Origin of the sequence: Streptomyces corchorusii, assembly GCF_001514055.1 — a bacterium.
Taxonomy (GTDB): Bacteria; Actinomycetota; Actinomycetes; order Streptomycetales; family Streptomycetaceae; genus Streptomyces; species Streptomyces olivaceoviridis.
In genome coordinates, this window is sequence record NZ_KQ948366.1 from 141424 (window position 1) to 156960 (window position 15537).

13 protein-coding genes and 2 pseudogenes are annotated in these 15537 nt (G+C 70.5%); 8 read left to right on the forward strand and 7 right to left on the reverse strand.

Annotated elements, in window-relative coordinates:
- Positions 1–92: 92 nt before the first annotated feature.
- Entirely contained in the window at positions 93–248 is a 156-nt protein-coding gene (locus AQJ11_RS50070) for a hypothetical protein (protein WP_014669851.1), read from the reverse strand.
- A 1205-nt stretch (positions 249–1453) separates the two neighbouring features.
- Between AQJ11_RS50070 and AQJ11_RS34305 the strand changes: the two genes are divergently transcribed.
- Positions 1454–1861, forward strand: coding sequence for a universal stress protein (locus AQJ11_RS34305; protein ID WP_078611610.1), 408 nt, complete (start codon positions 1454–1456; stop codon positions 1859–1861).
- Positions 1862–2353: 492 nt separating this feature from the next.
- Here the strand turns inward: AQJ11_RS34305 and AQJ11_RS34310 are convergent, their stop codons facing one another.
- Positions 2354–5431, reverse strand: a complete 3078-nt coding sequence (locus AQJ11_RS34310) for a helix-turn-helix transcriptional regulator (RefSeq protein ID WP_341846308.1) — start codon at positions 5429–5431, stop codon at positions 2354–2356.
- Between AQJ11_RS34310 and AQJ11_RS34315 the strand changes: the two genes are divergently transcribed.
- Both AQJ11_RS34315 and AQJ11_RS34320 read left to right on the forward strand, forming a co-directional pair.
- Entirely contained in the window at positions 5346–6056 is a 711-nt protein-coding gene (locus AQJ11_RS34315; protein ID WP_244218486.1) for a GntR family transcriptional regulator, read from the forward strand. The genes AQJ11_RS34310 and AQJ11_RS34315 overlap by 86 nt on opposite strands.
- Before the next feature lie 210 nt (positions 6057–6266).
- Positions 6267–7226 carry an alpha/beta hydrolase gene (locus AQJ11_RS34320; RefSeq protein ID WP_059265822.1) on the forward strand — a complete coding sequence of 320 codons (960 nt, stop codon included), beginning with the start codon at positions 6267–6269 and terminating at the stop codon, positions 7224–7226.
- Between the two features lie 123 nt (positions 7227–7349).
- On the opposite strand, the pseudogene AQJ11_RS46955 reads toward AQJ11_RS34320, so the two are convergent.
- A pseudogene (locus AQJ11_RS46955) lies at positions 7350–7532 on the reverse strand (ATP-binding protein); the annotation flags it as partial.
- A gap of 193 nt (positions 7533–7725) precedes the next feature.
- Between AQJ11_RS46955 and AQJ11_RS34325 the strand changes: the two are divergent.
- Positions 7726–8433: a hypothetical protein gene (locus AQJ11_RS34325; RefSeq protein ID WP_244218487.1), complete on the forward strand. Its 708-nt coding sequence runs from the start codon at positions 7726–7728 to the stop codon at positions 8431–8433.
- A gap of 13 nt (positions 8434–8446) precedes the next feature.
- Here the strand turns inward: AQJ11_RS34325 and AQJ11_RS52845 are convergent.
- The 3 genes and pseudogenes from AQJ11_RS52845 to AQJ11_RS34335 all read right to left on the reverse strand — a co-directional run.
- Positions 8447–8593, reverse strand: a pseudogene (locus AQJ11_RS52845) (IS5/IS1182 family transposase); the annotation flags it as partial.
- Between the two features lie 67 nt (positions 8594–8660).
- A complete protein-coding gene (locus AQJ11_RS34330) occupies positions 8661–9311 on the reverse strand; it encodes a DUF305 domain-containing protein (protein ID WP_059265824.1) in 651 nt (216 codons plus the stop codon).
- 54 nt (positions 9312–9365) lie between these two features.
- Positions 9366–10301, reverse strand: a complete 936-nt coding sequence (locus tag AQJ11_RS34335; RefSeq protein ID WP_175252031.1) for a DUF1996 domain-containing protein — start codon at positions 10299–10301, stop codon at positions 9366–9368.
- Between the two features lie 331 nt (positions 10302–10632).
- On the opposite strand from AQJ11_RS34335, the gene AQJ11_RS34340 reads away from it, so the two are divergent.
- Positions 10633–11634, forward strand: coding sequence for a LacI family DNA-binding transcriptional regulator (locus AQJ11_RS34340; RefSeq protein WP_059265825.1), 1002 nt, complete (start codon positions 10633–10635; stop codon positions 11632–11634).
- A gap of 790 nt (positions 11635–12424) precedes the next feature.
- A complete protein-coding gene (locus AQJ11_RS51625) occupies positions 12425–12619 on the forward strand; it encodes a transposase (RefSeq protein ID WP_059265826.1) in 195 nt (64 codons plus the stop codon).
- Positions 12620–12644: 25 nt separating this feature from the next.
- Here AQJ11_RS51625 and AQJ11_RS34350 read toward each other — a convergent pair whose 3' ends face one another.
- Positions 12645–13280: a TetR/AcrR family transcriptional regulator gene (locus AQJ11_RS34350; protein WP_208616686.1), complete on the reverse strand. Its 636-nt coding sequence runs from the start codon at positions 13278–13280 to the stop codon at positions 12645–12647.
- A gap of 135 nt (positions 13281–13415) precedes the next feature.
- Between AQJ11_RS34350 and AQJ11_RS34355 the strand changes: the two genes are divergently transcribed.
- Entirely contained in the window at positions 13416–14561 is a 1146-nt protein-coding gene (locus AQJ11_RS34355; RefSeq protein ID WP_059265828.1) for a VOC family protein, read from the forward strand.
- Positions 14562–14584: 23 nt separating this feature from the next.
- The gene (locus AQJ11_RS34360; protein ID WP_059265829.1) at positions 14585–15523 is read left to right on the forward strand and encodes a fumarylacetoacetate hydrolase family protein; all 939 of its coding nucleotides are present in this window, start codon (positions 14585–14587) and stop codon (positions 15521–15523) included.
- Positions 15524–15537 lie beyond the last annotated feature (14 nt).

Here is a 15537-nt window from a genome sequence, read left to right on the forward strand (position 1 = left end):
GGCGCGGCGAACTTCGTAGGGGTGCGCAGGGCGCGGGGCCTGCCCTGGGGCAGACCGGACGGGTCACTGGTCGAGCACGGCCTCCAGGTTGGTCAGCACGCCCAGCTGACCGAACAGGACAGTGCCGCTTCACCGAGGACGGCACCTTCACGGGCCAGTCGGTCGGCATCAAAGGCCATCCAGCCGGGAACGTCTTGGACCTCGGCCACCTGGTAGGCGTCCCTGGCGATCTTCTCGTTGACGTCCATCGGCCCTCATCTGCTGGTGAAGCGGGGGAACTGCCCGGTGCACGCGGGCGGCGGCGCGGCCGGTGACGGCCCGTGCCCGGCACACCCTAGGGAGCATTTATGTGACACGTCAACTGTTTGGGGCATGCCTCGAATGATTGACATGTCACTTAAAGGGCTTACGATCATGGCATGGATCGCTTGAACCCGGACGCGGCCACGCATCGCAGGATCGCCGTGCTCGTGGTGGACCGGGTGTCACTGATCGACGTCGCCGCCCTGTCCGAACGGCTCGCGGACCCAGGCCGCAACGCCTGCGTCTACGGCACCCTCGTCTGCTCCCCAGGCGGGCAGGACATCACCACCCGCGGCGGGCCCCCTCTCCGCGTCGCAGCCGACGCCCACGATGCAGGCCCGACCGACACGGTGATCGCCCTCGGAGGGAGCCACCTGCTGCACCACCACCCCGTCCGCGTCCACGTCGTTCCGTCCGCCGCCTCGCCGCACGGGCCCGCCGACTGGCCGGCCCCGGATCCGGCCTCTTCGTCCTCGGCGCCGCCGGACTGCTGCGCGGACGCCGGGCCACCGCACCCAGGCAGTACGCCGCTCTCCCGCAGGAACCGCACCCGTCGGCCTCTATCCACCCCGGCGCAGAGGTCCGCACGGACGGCGACCTGCCCACCGCGGCGGGCGAGGACGCCGCAGGGTCGCGTTCGCGTGCCGGCCCGGCCGCCAAGGTGATGGTGACCCCTCGCCACCTGTCCCGCCTCTTCTTCCGGAAGAGCTGCGCACCACACCGGCCACGTTCGTGGAACAGGTCCGCATCGACACCGTCCGCCGGCCCCTCGACCGCGGCCGGTTCGTCACCGGTGCCGCCTCCACGCCGGGCAGCCCAGCGCCGCGCGTTCAGCAACCGCCTGGGTGTCTCGCCGCGCCTACCAGCTACGGTTCAAGTCCTTCCCGCCACTCCTGCCGGCCCCGCCCTCCGCCGGGTCGGGCGCCCACCGCGCCACGCGCCGGCCCGCGCCCGCTCCACCGCACCCGCACCAGACGAACCGCCTGGCGGCCGCCGGGTGAGGCCGGCAGGCGGGAGACACGGCCCACGCGACGCCCCGCCACGTCGTAGATCCAGACATGAGGGCGGCCTGCTCGACCGCCCCGAACGAACCTCTACCTCACACGTATGTCATCTGTCAGAAAGAAGAGATCCAGTGTTTGAACGCATCATGGTTGCTGTCGACCCCAGTCCGGCCCGTAAGTCCGTCGTCCGCATGGCGGGCGAGCTGGCCCGGCTGACCGGCGCAGAGGTTCACGTCCTGCACGTCGTCACGACCGCGGTCGCCGGGGACGCCGTCCTCCCTGTCGAGAGCGACGAGGCCGGGCAAGGAGTCCTGGACGAAGCGCTCACCCAGCTGCTCGGCATGGACGTGAAGGCCGAGGGCCGGATCCTGCACGGCCTGACCGTCCAGGTCGCGGACGCCGTCTCCCGGGCCGCAACCGAGTTCCGGGCCGACCTGCTGATCATCAGCCCTCATCACCGTTCCTCCCTCGCCGCTCTCCTCAATCCCCGGGTCAGTGACGCGGTCGCCCACCGCAGCCGCATGGCGGTACTGCTCGCTCCCGCGAACGACTGACGACGCCCCACCGACCGGCCCCCGGGCCGCGACCGGCGCCCTGTCCTCACCGCCGAGGACGGGGCGCCGTGCGTGAGCCCCTCCCACGAGACCGTGCCCCCTGTCGGCCGCAGCTCACCGCCGTCCGGCGGGAGCGCGACGCGACGCCCCCTCCGTCGCCCACTCGACAGCCTTTCCGCAGCGCCGCCGGTGGATCCGGCGGACGCAGCCGCGTGGCGGGTCCCGAGCCGGCCCGGCCGCTGTCCAACTGATCTCGGTGACACGCCCCGCCACACCGGCGGACCAGGCGCTCGCCGAGGCGTGCGCGAACCGGTGCCGGGACGGATCTGTGTCGCGGCGTGTCGATGCCGCCGGTCCGCACCCTTCGCGCGTGGCTGCGCCCAGCGCAAGGGGTGCGGTTCCCCCAGCATGCCCAGGCGGGGAGGGGACGTACGGCGGAATGGGCGTGCGCAGCGAACGACTATCTGTCCGGCAATTGACGGCCGCAGGCCCTCACAGGTCGTCGCCGGAGTCCTGGAGCGCCGCGGCGAGTTGCGCCCGGCTGGTGATTCCGAGCTTCGGGTAGACCCGGTACAGGTGCGAGCTCACGGTGCGGTGCGACAGGTAGATGCTGTCGGCGATCTCCTTGTTGCTCATGCCTTTAGCGGCCAGCCGCGCCACCTGTAGCTCCTGCGCCGTCAGCTTCTCGTGCGCCCAGGAATGTCCGGGCGCGCGGTGTGGCGTCTCGCCGGCCGCCCGCAGCTCGCCCGCCGCGCGGTCGGCGTAGCCGCGCGCACCGATGGCGTCGAACTCGGTCAGCGCGAGGGCGAGTTGCTCGCGTGCCGCGGCCTGGCTGCGGCGCCGGCGCAGCCACTGCCCGTACAGCAGACGGGAGCGAGCAACCTCCAGCCGGGACTCCTCGACCGCCCCGGCGGCGACCGACTTCTCGAACTCCTCGCCTGCCGCCTCGTCGTCACCGGCCAGCAGCGCCCGGCTGCGGGCCACCAGCGCGGCGAGATAGGAGGACTGGTAGGCGCGCGCCGCCTCGTCCGCGGCGTCCACGTTGTCACGGACCTGGTCGGCCCGGCCGGCCCGGACGGCGGCCTCGGTCCGGTCCGCGATCGTCCACAGGGCCCGGGTGGAGTGCACCGCGACGTGGGTGAACTCGATGAGCGCGTCACGGTGGCGGCCCCGTTGGGAGGCGATGAGACCCGCCGCCCACCGCAGGTCCGCGCTGATCATCGCGAGGGGTGCCATGCGGGACAGCTCCCTGCTGCGGCGGATCGCGGCGGTCGCCGCATCCAGGTCCCCCAGCAGGGCGTGCGCGCGCGCTGCGGTGGCGACCGCGAAGCTTCCGATCATCTGCTGCTGGGTGTCCGCGGCCATCCGCTCGGAGTACTCGGCGGCGGCCAGCCCCTCCCGGAGTTGGCCGCGCAGCAGCAGGACGTTCGCCTTGCCGCGCAGCGCCTGCAGTTCGTCGGCCGGAGCCCCCTGGTTGTGAGAGCGCTCCCGGCTGAGCTCCCAGCAGGTGAGCGAGGTCTGAAGGTCCTGTAGCGACTCGGCGGCGATCGCCAGCGACAGCATGCCCAGCGGGAACTCGGCCAGCTGCGGGATCAGCGAGGGCAACCGGTCGCGCATCGCGGCGGCCTGTCCGCCGGGTGCGAGGATGGCCAGCGCCGCCGGCTTGAGCGGGCTCGACGTCCGCGTCGCCTCAAGGTTCCTGCGGAGATAGTCCCAATCCGCACTCGGCAGGTTGCGCCCGCGGGTGAGCACCGCGGCGCCCCACAGGATGATGACCCTCCTCTCGTTCTCCTCCGGGACGGGAAGGAGGCCCAGTATCTCCTCGAAGTCGTTGCTGGAGGGCGCGGGTGCTGCCGCGGTGAGGCTCAGGATCGTCCGTATCAAGGCGACCTGCGTGATCGTCTCCGCGCCCGAGGCTGGGCTGAGCGGGCCGACCTGTTCGAGGAGTTCGAGGGCTTCGGCGGTCATCCCGGCCGACCGGGCGGCCTCCGCCGCCAGAGCCAGGCGCCGGGCCCGCTCCCGCGCGTCCTGCGTGAGGGTCGCCGCCCGCCGGTAGGCGCTCATGGCCTCCGGCTGTGCGCCTCGGTCGTGGGCTCGGGCGGCCACGCCCTCCAGCTCGCCCGCCACCGTCTCGTCCCATTCGAGAGCGGCCGCGGCGCGATGCCAGACCGCGCGGTCCTGCCCCGCCGTCACGGCCGCCAGGGCCAGGTGGGCCTCGACCCACTCGCTCGTCCGGGCCGCGCTGTGCACGGCTGACCGAAGCAGAGGATGCCGAAAGCGCAGCCCGCTGTCCCCGACGCTGACCAGGCCGCGCTCCTCCAGCGGGGACAGCGCCTCGACACCGAGGCCGAGTCTGCGCGCGGCGGCCATGATGTCCTGCAACTGCGCACCGTCGGAGGCGGCTGCCAGGACGAGCAGGGAACGGCTGTCTGCGGGCAGCGGCTGGAGCTGGTCCAAAAAGGCCCGCTCCAGCCGCTTGGTGATCGGAAGGTGTGCGTGCAGCGTCGTCCGCTCGATCCCGTGCTGCCGCAGAGCAGTGGGCAGTTCGTGCAGGGCGAGCGGGTTGCCCGAGCTCTCGCTGAGGATGCGGCCCCGGGATGCCGGCCTGAGGTCCGCGGCCACGTCGTCGAGCAGCGCCCGCGCCGCGTCCTCGGCGAGCGGGCCGAGCCGCAGCCGCTCGATCGGCAGGGGCGGCAGGGCGTCGGCGTCACCGTCCGAACGAAGGGTCGCCAAGAGCGTGATCGGTGCGGCCGACACGCGCAGGCCGATGAAGGTGAGTACATGGACGCTTGAGTGGTCCAGCCACTGCAGGTCCTCGACGGCGACGAGCAGCGGCTGGTTCCTGGCGGCCTCCTCCAGCAGGCCCAGGGCGCTCAGACCCACCAGGAGACGGTCCGGGGTGGCGCCCTCGTCCAGGGCGAACGCGGTCAGCAGCGCCGCGCGCTGCCGCGGCGGGAGGTCGTCCACCAGCGGCATCAGCGGGTGCAGGAGTTCATGCAGGCCCGTATAGCCCAACGGGGACGCGGCTTGCAGGCCGGTGCAGCGCAGCACCCGCACGCCCGAGGCGGCACCATGCTGGACGGCGAGGTCGAGCAGCGAGCTCTTCCCGATACCGGCATCGCCCTCGATGATGAGGGCCGATCCCGCCGGCCCCGCCGAGCACAGGCCGTCCAACCGCTCGACGATCAACCGGATTTCCTCGTCCCGGCCGACGAGCCGGTGCGCGCCTGCCCGCGGCGCTCCGTGTGCGGCTTGTACCGCTGACGCAGGGCCGGGAGGGTTTGCGCTCTCGGCGGCCGGTAGGGGCGGGAGTGCCGGACGTTTCACCAGGGTGCCCTCCACAACGCTCGCCCGCAGATGTACCAGCGACGAGACGTGATCCATGCAACCTTGCCCCGTCAACTGCAGTGACAATACTCCATAATCAGACAGTGTCGACACTGCTCCTCGACGCCGGAAACCCCCGGGGGATACAGTGCGATGCGTGAAGAACACGACCCTCGGTGACGCGCCCCAGCCGTGTTCCTCAACCTTGGCGCAGCAGGTGTACGAGGAGTTGCACCAGCGCATCCTCGACGGACGCCTGCCGGCCGGTGCGGACGTGCCGGACTCCGTCATCGCCAAACAGATGGGCGTCAGCAGGGCACCGGTCCGGGACGCCTGCAACATGCTCGTGCAGGCCGGGCTGCTCACGAAGCGGCTGAACTATCCCTACCAGGTCAGACGATGGGCCCAGAAGGACCTCGGCGAGCTGAACCTCATCCGCTGGGGATACGAGTCGGCGGCGGTCCGGCACCTCGTCCAGACCGACCAGCCCCTCGAAGGCGTCGAACAGGCCCTGGCCGGCATGGATGCCGCACTGGAGCGCCGCGATGCCGCCATGTCCTTCCGGGCGGACCTCGACTTCCACTTCGCGCTGGTGGCATCGGCCGGGTTCCCCGAGCTCACCCGCCTGCACCGGCTCATCGGCGAGCGCATCCTCCTGATGCCGCTCCCCGACAACCTGCCGCCCTACCTGCTGGAGCAGCAGCGGCCCTGGCACCAGGAGATCCTCGACGTCCTGGCCGAATCACGACGGTCCGCGGACCCCGGACCGATCATCAGCTGCCTGAGCCGTCACATGCTGGCCTACCGGGTGGTGCCACAAGAGGGACATTCGGACTGGTCGAGCCCCGGCCCGCTCCCGCAGTCGTGACCCGGCCGCCCCGAGGCCCGCAGGAGCCGGGGCGCACCGATCCTTCAGCACTGCCCGCACTCCGTCACCCGGCGCACGGACGGCACGAGCGCGACCACCAGTACGGTCCGCGGAAAGTTCAGTCACCACACGGATGCGCGACGGGTACTGCGATTGTCACCGTCGGACCTGAGCGGATCAGCTCAGTCCCATTTATCGCAGGAGCAACGGATGTCGGGAAACCCCAGAAACATCGCCCTGGAACCCGCCGCGCAGGCGTTCGTCGACGCGGCATCGCACCCGCCGTTCCTGTACCAGCTGCCACCGGCCGAAGGCCGCAAGGTCGTCGACACGGTGCAGGACGCCCCCATCTACCTGCCGGACATCGACGAGGAATGGGTCGAAATCTCCGGCGGCCCCACCGGCACAGTCAACGTACGCATCGTCAAGCCGGCCGGAACGACGGCCGACCTGCCCGTCATCCTCTACATCCACGGGGCCGGGTGGGTGTTCGGCGACGCCCACACCCACGACCGGCTCGTCCGGGACCTCGCCATCGGAGCCGGGGCCGCGGTCGTCTTCGTGGAATACGACCGCTCCCCGGAAGCCGGATACCCCGTCGCCGTCGAGCAGTCCTACACGGCCGCGCAATGGATCGCACGGGACGGGGCAGCCAAGGGCCTCAAGGGCTCGCGCCTCGCGGTCGCGGGAGACTCGGTCGGCGGCAACATGGCGATCGCGCTCACCCTGCTCGCCGCCGAGCGAGGCGATCCCCGATTCGTCAAGCTCGTCACCTTCTACCCCGTCACCAACGCGGCCTTCGACACAGCCTCGTACGCGGAGTTCGCTGAGGGCTACTTCCTCGCGCGCGACGGCATGAAATGGTTTTGGGACCAGTACACGACAAAGGAAGCCGAACGCGCCCTGCCCACGGTCTCACCGCTGCGGGCACCCCTCGACGTGCTCGCCGGCCTCCCGGAGACCCTGATCATCACCGCCGAGGCCGATGTGCTGCGCGACGAGGGCGAAGCCTTCGCCGCACGCCTGCGCGAGGCCGGGGTCAAGGCCACGAATGCCCGGTTCGGCGGCACCGTCCACGACTTCGTCGTGGTCAACCAACTGCACGGCACCGAGGCCGCCAGACACGCCCTGCTGCTCGCCACCGCGTCGCTGCGTGCCGCATTGACCTGAGGTCCCGGCGGAAGATCCCTTCTACTCAGGCATCGACCCGAGGGATCCTGGATCCTTACTTCCCGGCGTCTCGCCGGACACGGCGCCAGTCCACTGGGGGGCGCCCACCGCGTGACTGCGGCTCGCAACTTGCTGTTCCGCTCGGGCGCGGGTGGTGGCGAGTCGGCGGGAGTCGGTGCCGGTCTTGATGATGTCGCCCCCGAAGGTGAGGCGGTTGACGATGGCCGCGCAGAGGCGGGGGCCGGTGAAGGTCTTGGTCCAGCCGGAGAAGGACTCGTTGGAGGCGATGGCGACGCTGTTCTTCTCCCGCCCGGACGAGGCCATACGGTCGTAAGGTACCTACATGGACAACCTGCCTGGATTCCGGGCCACTTGATGTACACCGGCGCCGTCGGGCCGCTGCGTTGATCGTGGCCGGCTGAGAACTCCTGACGGAATGACTTGCAAGACATCGTTGGGGCCTGGGCAGCGGGGAGCAGCCAGGTGCGAGGATGCTGCCGTGTTGGATGCGATCGACGCGGTGGACTGGGGTGCCATTCCGGGCCATCCCGACTGGTATGAACCGGCTCGCGCAGCCCGCGGTCTGCGCGCGCTGGCAGATGCGGCGACCCTGGTGGAGGCGGCGGAGGCCAGCTCGCTGCTCGGCGGCGGCGGAATCGTCCATGGCCACAGTGCCGCGGTGTTTCCTGCGGCCGCGGTCGCGACCCCTCTGCTCCTGGACATCGCTCAGCAGGGTCACCCGGCGGCGCGGGACGCCGCGTTGGGGCTGGTCGATGAGGCCCTATCGTCCTACCCCCACGTCGAGTACACGCGGGTGACGACGTCCTACGGCACGGCAGTCCCCATCTGCTGCGCCATCGCCCACGAGTTGCGAGCTCGCACAGCCTTCCTCGCCGGACTGGGCAAGCGGGGCAGGGCACTGCTTGCCGATGCGGCCGAGCACTGGCGTTTCGAGATCCGAGAGTGTGTCGCCGAGGGCAATGACACGGCAGCCTTCGGAGCTCTGGTCGGCTGCTTCCCGGGCGGCGTGCACGCGGCGGAAGTACACGTCGGCGGCGAGATCGCTGTGCTGGACGAGGTTGTCCTCGAATACCCACCCGTGGACGGCTCTGGTGAAGCGTGCCTGCGGGTGACGGGACGGCGTCCGGCCGAACTGCCGCCCGGCGCCGTCCTGTTCCCAGCTGAGTGCGGTGAACGCGTGCACTGACCGGCCTCTACTGTTCACGGCCCATGCGGCGCTGGGGCCCTCTGCCGTCGTGGGGTGAGACGCCTCCAGCAGATAGGTGCGCATCCGAGAGGGTGACGGCGTTGCGGTTGCCGCCGGTCAGGGTGGCGGCGAGCGGGATGCCGGTGGCGTCGGTGATCAGACATCCGATGGGGTTAAGCGGTCAAGCTGCGGCAGCGAGGATGGGCTCGGGGCGGGTAGTGAGCTGATCACCCGCCGGGAGCGGAAGGCATGCGACGCTGGGCGTCGGATGCGGAGGTCCCCACACTCAGCGCGACCCTCTTCACCTCCGGATCGGCGTCTGCCTTCCGTACGCTCGTCGCGAGCATCCGTTTCTGCTTGAGGTGCTCGCCCAGCGCAGACCGCAGAAGGCGGTCGAACCGCGAGCCACGGGCGGTCTCCAGCGCCCGCAGCTCGCGTGTGCTGACCATGCCCGGCATCTCGTGACCCGCGTGGGGGTTGTCGTCGGGTATGCCGGCTTTGGCCAACAAGGCGCGCAGAGTGCCGAGTTCGGCGCGGTGCCCATCGGCGGTGTCGTCCGCCCAGTCCAGCAGGCCCTTGTCGGCGGTCCGGCCCCGTGCCAACCGGAGGATGTGGTGCGCTTGATCGTCCATGGCGATCATCAGCTGGATCCAGCCGATGTCCGTGGCGTTGAGGCCGCCGTTCGCGGTAGCGGTGCCGCCGTGGTCCTGCCCGGCTCCGTTAGCCGAGGCATGGGGTGCGGCGGTCGTGGTCGTCGTCGCGCTCGCGGGCGGGACGGACGGTTGTGGCGAACCGGCGCACCCCGGCACGGTCAGAGCGCACAGCAGAGCCGCGGCGAGCAATGTCGCCCTCGGTGCGCCGGCCGCGGCATCTGCCATGTCTGCTCCTTGACCTCGTCACTGTGGGAAGTGCGGTGCGTGAGCGATCAGCGGTCAGGACGGATTGCCGTCCGCTCCGCACTTGACGATCGCGTTGATGCAGTTGGTGACCCTGCGGGCGAGCTCGTTCTCGGGCCAGGCGTTGAAGAAGTCACCGTGCATGGTGTAGCCGGGGCCGGAGGCCAGTCGCAGGCCCTGGGTGCTTCCGGAGACGGGATAGCGCAGGACCTGGCGGAGCTTGGGCACGGGCACCGGGTGGCTGGCCGGGCACGCGCCGTTGACCGGGTAGGCCATGTGGCTCTTGTGGTCGGCGGAGTCGAGGTCCTTGCCGTTCCAGCACTGCGGGAAGTCGAGGTAGGACTCCAGCATCGAGCCTGCGGGGCAGGTGACGAAGTCCTTGGAGGGGTTGACCTCGCCGTGGTGCAGGCAGGACCAGCGGGCCACCGACGTGGGGTCGTCGACGCCTGTGGCCTTGGCGTTGCCGGCCACGATCCGCAGGCCCTGCGGGAAGGGCCGGATGCGCTGGATGACGTCGTCCCGTACCCCTTCGCCGAGGTAGTAGAAGGTGGTGCCGGTGGGCTCGACGGGCTGGTCGTTGCGGTACATCGTCGGGACCCAGTACGACGACGAGTCGATGGCCGGGTTGCAGGTGGAGGAGGAGCCCAGCAGATCGGTCACGTCGGTGTGCGCGTTCGTCACATGGCTGCCGAAGAAGCTGTGCATGTGGGAAGCGCCAGGTAGACCGGGAAAGACGATCGGGTCGTCCGGGAGCCGGTGACTGTACGGGCACTCCGCGAGGAACTCTGCGACACGGACCACCTGGGCGCCCTGGGGAGCGGCCTTGATCTTCGTGATCTGCGGTTCGTTGGCGGTGGAGGCAGAGCCGCCGTACCAGGTGGCGAGTATGAGGCCGAGTGCTGCCAGGGCGGTCAAGCAGGCGCTTCGTGCGCGAGAACGCCCTGTGGGCGGGGAGGGGGAACGGTTGAGCACGGCATTCCTCCTAGGGAAGCGGTGGGGGTGCTCTGTTCCGGGACCGGTTCCGGAACCGGTCCCGGCCCTTACCGGGAGTGAAGCGACGTGTCATGCTGCCGTCAATACTTCGCGCGATCCGGGATCCCATGAGCTTCACCGCCTTCAGGAGTTGACGGGTCCGTCGTCCCGCGGGTCACGGTCGCCGGACGCCCATCGCGGCCGGGCACCGTCCATGCCTGGTTCGAGACATCAGGGTGTTGACACCGCGGGGACGCCGCTGTTTCACTCGGCGTCACACGGGGTGGTCCTGCTTCCGGTCACGGCGTGTCCCGCGCGGCGGAGGTGTGCGGTGCGTATCACCATCGCGGATGTGGCCCGAGCGGCCGGTGTGAGCAAGACGACCGTTTCCCGGGTCCTCAACGCCCGGGGTGAAGTGGATCGTTCGACCGCCGCCCGCGTCCGCGAGGTCATCGATCGGCTGGGGTACGTGCCCAGTTCGGGTGCGGTGGGTCTGGCCCGCGGGCAGAGCCGTACCGTCGGCATGCTGGTGCCGTCGCTGACCTGGCCGTGGATGGGCGAAGTCGTCCAAGGAGTCGTCGATACGGTGGAGGCGGCCGAGTTCGGCTTGTTGCTGTTCACTTGCAATCGGGGTGCGGACTCGGTCGAACGGTTCACCAGCCAGGTCTTCGCGAGGGCTTTCGACGGACTGCTGGTCGTGGAGCCGGAGAACACCCTGGCGATGCTGACAGCCCTCCACCGTAGAGGGCTCCCGGTCGTTCTGATCGACGACCGCGGCCGTCATCCCGAGTTCCCTTACGTCACCGCCGCGAACCTTCAGGGGGGTGCCTCGGCTGCCCGGCATCTGCTGGCCGTGGGACGGCGTAGACCGCTCGTCCTCACGGGACCGCTACGTTTCGGCTGCGTACGCGACCGACTCGACGGCTTCCGCACGGCCTTCGCCGAGAGCGGCCACCCGCTCGAACCCGCGCTCATCGTCGAGAGTGACTTCACGGAGGCGGGCGGACGCGAGGCGGTACGCCACCTGCTGGAACAGGGCCTCGACTTCGACGCCGTCTTCGCCCATAACGATCTCGCGGCCATGGGCGCCATGGCTGCCCTGCGCGCCACGGGGCTGCGGGTACCGGAGGATGTCGCCGTCGTCGGTTTCGACGACATCCCGATGGCCCGCCTGACCCAGCCCCCGCTCACGACCGTCCGCCAGCCGATGCGGGAGATGGGCGAGGTGGCGGCACGCATGCTCCTCGCCCGCCTGACGGACACGGAGGCCCCCGGTCCGGTCGCTGAACTTCCGACGTCGGCCGTCATCCGCCAATCCACGGTCAACAGCTGAGCGCCGGCCACCGAACGGCCGCAGTCGGTTCGGTCATCGCCAGGAAGAAACCGATGAGGACTGTTCTCCCTAGAGGGCCGGTACGGAGCCAGTGCTGAACGGCCTCCGCGGAATCCGCGCCCTCGCCGAGCACATCGACCTCCCATGGGGGCGCCCACGCACTGGCCCGTGTGCGGGCGCCGGCCCGGCCACGTCAGCGGACCCGGCCACGTCAGCGGGCCCGGCCACGTCAGTGGAGGGCTCGCCACCGCCCCACCGTGAACAACGGGAACTTCCCTCCGGCCAGGTGCGGACAGTCACTGATCGTCTGCGACCGTCTGTGCGCGCGGCACAGGCTCCAGGCTCCGTGGCCCTCTCGGGAGCAGCCGTGGGAATGCCCAGGACCAGCATGGCGAACAGACGGAGTCCGCGCGCCAGTTGGAGACCAGGGGCGCCCTGGTCGCCGCCGTCACGGACGCTCCACTGTTGTCGGCCACGCCCGCGACGGCCGTTCAGGGCCCGGTGCCTGGCGACTTCAAGGGTGACGCTGACCGTGACGCCGTGCTGCCTGCGGCGGGTCGGACGTCGCCGTGATGACGGTGGTCGGTGCCGTGGTCGTGCTCCACGGAATGAAGGCGGTGCACCCGGCCCAGGCGGAGCAGCCGCGCCGGGCTCTGGCGGAAGCCGACGAGGCGCACCTCGCCCGGGCGGGGCGAATGCGACTCGCCTCGGCACGTCACCGTCCTCGCCCCGCGATCACCTACGCAAGCGAGGTATCCGGCCGGTCATCCCGGTGCCTGCCGATCAGCGCGTGCCACCGGCTGCGACGCGGCAGCCGGGGCGGCCGGCCTTCGACCGCGAGGCCTGCAAGCAGCGCCATACCGTCGAGCGGTGCATCAACCGCCTGAAGCAGTGGCGCGGCATCGCGGCCCGCTACGAGAAGACCGCGACCATCTGCCTGGCCGGACTGCACCTCGCTGGGATCTTCCTCCGGTCGGCACGGTGATCCGGACGAAAGTCCCCAGGTGTCGTCAGTCGAGGTCGGGGAGGGGGCGCCGAGCGACCTCGTGGGCGTCGTCCGCCGGCAGCCCCAGCATGCGCAGGACCATCTCGGCGAGGTTGACCGCGGCCTCGTCGCCGTTCACCTCGGGGCGGGCGAAACGCAGCTCCACCAGGGACAGCAGGGTTCCGCCCAGCGCGGACAGGGCGACCGTCGGGTCGAGGGCGGTGAAACGGCCGGAGGCGATGCCGACCTGGAGATCGCGCAGCGCCCGGCGGGCCAGTCCGTTGTCCCCGTGGATGTGCCCCAGGCCGCGGCGGCGCAGGACCTGCATCAGCTCCGGGTGGGAATCGGCCATCCGGGCGCTGAGCCGGAAGCCCGCTGCGACGAGCTCCGCCGGGTCGTCGATTCCCGCCAGGCGCTCGTCGAAGTTCTGGCCGAACTCCTCCAGGGCGTCCACCACCGCCGCCTCGAACAACTCCGACTTGGAGTCGAAGTGGTTGTAGAAGGAGCCGAAGCCCACATCCGCGCGCTCGGCGATCGCCTGGATGCTGGCGCTCGTGTCCCCGGTCTCGGCGAGTATCTGCCGGGCCGCTCGCACGAGAGCCCTGCGGGTCTCCGCGCGACGCCGCTCGAACCGGTTGCTGGGCAGGGCTGACGTAGACATGCGCAGAGTCTAACCGCCGGGACGATGACGGTAGCAGTCCTGATGATTTCATCATTTCCTGCCGGGAACACCTTGACGACGGAACTGTCAGAGTTGATGATTTCCTCATTACAGCAATGTTGCTCGGAGGGCGCCATGTCTGAAACCCGCGTCGACGGGACCGACGTCCGCACGGCCCACCAGGACCTCCACAGCGAGCAGGGGGCCCTGCGCGGCGAACACCCCGGCCGCTCCCGGAACCCGGTGATCAAGGTGGCCGACCTGGCCTGGCTGGAGTTCGAGAAGCCCGACCTGGACCGGGCGGAGGTCTTCGCCCGGGACTTCGGGTTCGGTGTCGCCGCCCGCACCGAGGGGGAGCTGTGGCTGCGCGGCACCTTCGCCGGCTCACCCTGCATGGTGATCCGCAAGGGGCGTACCTCCCGCTTCATCGGCCCGGCGTTCCGGGCCGCCGAGCGGGCCGACCTGGACCGGCTGGCCCGTGCCACGGGGACGGCGGTACGGGAGAGCGACGTGCCCGGCGGCGGCAGGGTGGTCGACCTGCTCGACCCCTCGGGCTTCCCGGTGCGGGTCGTGCACTGCGGCGAACAACTCCCCGCACTGCCGGAACAGCAGCCGCTGCTGCTCAACGTCGGCACGAATCACCGTCGTGTGAACGCCACGCAGCGCCCGCCGCGCGAGCCGTCCCGGATCCAGCGGCTGGGTCATGTGGTGCTGGAGACACGGGTGTTCACCCGCGCCCTGGACTGGTACCTGGACACGCTCGGCATGATCGTGTCCGACTTCCTGTTCCTGGACGGCCAGCGCGAGCGCGGCCCGACGATGGCGTTCATCCGCTGCGACCTGGGCAGCGTGCCGGCCGACCACCACACCCTGGCCATGCACCTGGGCCCGGGCACGGGCTACGTCCACTCCGCCTACCAGGTCACCGACCTCGACTCGATCGCCGCCGGTGGCGAATACCTCAAGGAGCGCGGCTACAAGCGCAGTTGGGGCATCGGCCGGCACATCCAGGGCAGCCAGCTCTTCGACTACTGGCGCGACCCCGACCGCTTCATGCTGGAGCACTTCGCCGACGGCGACCTGTTCACCCGCGACGTCGAACCCGGCTGGGCCCCGATGTCCACCAGCGGCCTCGCCCAGTGGGGCCCGCCCGCCACCCGGGACTTCCTGGGCGCGAGCCCGTCCCCGCAGCGGGTCCGCGACGTCATCGAGGCCCTGCGCGGCGACAACGAGATGGACCCAGCCCGACTCTTCGGCCTGCTCAAGGCCGCCAACTCCTGACCCCCTTCACAGAGAGCCACGTCATGAGCACCAACATCCTGCGCACCGCCGACGGCTGGTGGGTCGTCCGCGGCGACCGGGCCGTCCCCGTCGGGACCAAGGCCGGCACCACCGCCGAACTGGTGGCCGACCGCGCCTTGGTCCGTGAGGCCGCCGCCTCCGGCGAGCCCGGCACGCCCGTGGCCGACCTGGTCGCACTCTCGCCGGTCACCACGCCCTGCCGCGTGGTCGCCCAGATGGTCAACTACCGCAGTCACGCCCGCGATTCCGGCTTCACCGGCGACATCCCGCCCGCCTTCTTCCGTAAGGCGTCCGGCTCGGTCAGCGGTCCCGGCGACACCGTCATCCGGCCCCCGCACGTGAAGTTCCTCGACTACGAGATCGAACTCGGCCTGGTCATGGGCGCGCCCCTGCCCGTCGGCACCCGGGTCGAGGAGCGCGAGCTGCCGTCGTATGTCGCCGGGCTCGTCATCACCAACGACATCAGCGCGCGGGATGTCCAGCTGACCAAGACGCAGTTCTACGAGAGCAAGTCATACCCCACCTTCACCCCGACCGGGCCGTACCTCACCCTGCTGGAGCCGGAGGACTTCGCCCATCTTCTCGGCCTGCGGCTGAAGTTGAGCGTCAACGGCGAGCTGCGCCAGGACCGCACCCTCGCCGACATGATCGTCCGCCCGGCGCAGGCCCTGACCCTGCTGGCCCGCTTCCAGACCCTCGACCCCGGCGACCTGCTGCTGACCGGCACACCCGGAGGCACGGCGCTCAAGGCGCCGCCGAAGCCGGTCGAGAAGATCGGCGCGCTGCTGCCGCCCGCCGTGAAATGGAAGGCGTTCTTCAAGTCCCAGGCGAAGAACCCGCACTACCTGAAGCCGGGAGACGTGATCACGGCGACGATCGCGACCCCCGACGGCCGGATCGACCTCGGCGAGCAGCGCACGCCCGTCAGGGACGCGAAATGACACCCGAGGTGAGC

What these genes read in the sequence shown, in the direction of transcription:
- AQJ11_RS34320 (WP_059265822.1), top strand. Translation starts at nt 6,267, where the DNA reads ATGTCGGGAAACCCCAGAAACATCGCCCTGGAACCCGCCGCGCAGGCG.
- AQJ11_RS34330 (WP_059265824.1), bottom strand. Translation starts at nt 9,311, where the DNA reads ATGGCAGATGCCGCGGCCGGCGCACCGAGGGCGACATTGCTCGCCGCG.
- AQJ11_RS34360 (WP_059265829.1), top strand. Translation starts at nt 14,585, where the DNA reads ATGAGCACCAACATCCTGCGCACCGCCGACGGCTGGTGGGTCGTCCGC.
- AQJ11_RS34355 (WP_059265828.1), top strand. Translation starts at nt 13,416, where the DNA reads ATGTCTGAAACCCGCGTCGACGGGACCGACGTCCGCACGGCCCACCAG.
- AQJ11_RS34310 (WP_341846308.1), bottom strand. Translation starts at nt 5,431, where the DNA reads ATGCGCTGGTGCAACTCCTCGTACACCTGCTGCGCCAAGGTTGAGGAA.
- AQJ11_RS34305 (WP_078611610.1), top strand. Translation starts at nt 1,454, where the DNA reads ATGGTTGCTGTCGACCCCAGTCCGGCCCGTAAGTCCGTCGTCCGCATG.
- AQJ11_RS34350 (WP_208616686.1), bottom strand. Translation starts at nt 13,280, where the DNA reads ATGTCTACGTCAGCCCTGCCCAGCAACCGGTTCGAGCGGCGTCGCGCG.
- AQJ11_RS50070 (WP_014669851.1), bottom strand. Translation starts at nt 248, where the DNA reads ATGGACGTCAACGAGAAGATCGCCAGGGACGCCTACCAGGTGGCCGAG.